Consider the following 1,849-nt stretch of genomic DNA (forward strand, 5'->3'; position numbering starts at 1 on the left):
CTCGACGAGGTTCATGGTCCCGACGCGCTGCTGGCACTGATCGGCCGCGCCGATTTCATCGTCTGCTGCGTGCCTCTGCTGCCGACCACGCGCGGTCTGTTTGGCGAGGCCGCCTTCGCCGCGATGAAGCCGTCCGCCGTGCTCATCGACATTTCGCGCGGCGGCGTCGTCGAGGAGGCCGCGTTGTTGAGCGCGCTCGACAACAAGCGGATCAAGGGCGCGGCGCTCGACGTTTTCGCGACCGAACCGCTGCCGGCCGAGCACCCGCTCTGGGGTTACGAAAACGTCGTCATCACGCCGCATTGCGCGGCGGTCTATGACGGCTGGGACATCAAGTCGTTGCACATGTTCGCCGACAATCTGGCGCGCTACCGCAAAGGTGAGCCGCTGGAGAATGTGGTCAATCCGGAACGCGGCTATTGAAAGCAATTCCAGGAAAAGTGTGAACGGTTTTCCGTCCGGAATTGCGAAGAAAGAGGATCGGGAGGAAATAATCCGATGTCACAGGACAGGCGCGGCGGCGGTCGCCGATCGAAGCTCGGACGCAGCGGCGGCGGCATCGCGCAACTGCCGTGGCAGAGCGTGAAAAATCCCTACCCGCCCATGCAGCTTCTCGACGAGGAGCGCATGGAGCAGTTGCACAAGACATCGATGCGCATCCTGTCGGAACTCGGCATCCGCGTCATGAGCGAAAAGGTGATGGACCTGTTCTCCAAGGCTGGCGCCACCGTCGATCGCGAGAGCAACACCATCCGCATCGACGAGAGCATCGTCGCCGAGGCGCTGCGCAACGTTCCCTCCTCCTTCACGCTGACCAGCCGCAATCCCGAAAAGCAGCTCCATTTCGGCGGCAATTCACTGGTCTTCGGTCTAGTCGCCGGTCCGCCCAATGTGCATGACCGCATTAACGGCCGGCGTCCAGGCAACCTGCCCGACTATCAGAACTTCATCCGGCTGGCGCACCACTTCAACGCCATCCACATCATCGGCAACCAAGTGGTGGCGCCGATCGAGCTGCCGGCGAATTCGCGCCATCTCGACACCTATCACGCCAATCTGACGCTGAGCGACCTCTCCTTCCATTGCACCGCGATTGGCCGCGCCAGGGCGATGGACGGCATCAACATGATGGCGATCGCGCGCGGCATCTCGGTCGAGGAGATGCGCGCTTCGCCGGGCGTGACCACGATCATCTCGATCAACTCGCCACGCCTGTTCGACGACGCGATGGCCGAAGGCCTGATCGCCATGGCCGAGCATGGCCAGCCGGTGACGGTCACCCCCTTCACGCTGATGGGCGCGATGACGCCGGTGACGCTTGCCGCCGCGCTCTGCCAGCAGAATGCCGAGGCGCTGTTCGGCGTGACGCTGACGCAGCTCGTCAACCCCGGCACGCCGGTGATGTACGGCGCTTTCACCTCCAATGTCGACATGAAGTCGGGCGCGCCGGCCTTCGGCACGCCGGAAAACGCCAAGGCCAACATCATCGCCGGGCAGTTGGCGCGCCGCTACAATTTGCCCTACCGCACCTCCAACGCGAATGCCTCCAACGTCGTCGACCTGCAGGCGGCCTACGAAACTGAAATGGCGACCTGGGGCGCGGTGCTTGGCGGGGCCAATCTGATCTATCACGCCGTCGGCTGGCTGGAGGGCGGGCTGACAGCGTCCTACGAAAAGCTCGTGCTGGACGTCGAGATCCTGCAGAACATGATGGAGTTTCTGCGGCCGCTGCCGTTCCAGGAGGACGACCTCGGCTTCGAGGCGATCAAGTCGGTGCCGGCCGGCGGCCATTTCTTCGGCGCCGAGCACACCATGTCGCGCTACACCACCGCCTTCTACCAACCGATGC

2 protein-coding genes are annotated in these 1,849 nt (G+C 63.7%); both read left to right on the forward strand.

The genetic code is table 11. From position 1 onward, the window contains the following. The coding region (locus tag EOA27_RS34680; protein WP_281059510.1) for an NAD(P)-dependent oxidoreductase at positions 1–423 on the forward strand (423 nt) is incomplete at its 5' end. 75 nt (positions 424–498) lie between these two features. After that, the coding region (locus tag EOA27_RS34685) for a trimethylamine methyltransferase family protein (RefSeq protein WP_127258532.1) at positions 499–1,849 on the forward strand (1,351 nt) is incomplete at its 3' end.

Origin of the sequence: Mesorhizobium sp. M2A.F.Ca.ET.037.01.1.1 (assembly GCF_003998075.1) — a bacterium.
Lineage (GTDB): Bacteria > Pseudomonadota > Alphaproteobacteria > Rhizobiales > Rhizobiaceae > Mesorhizobium.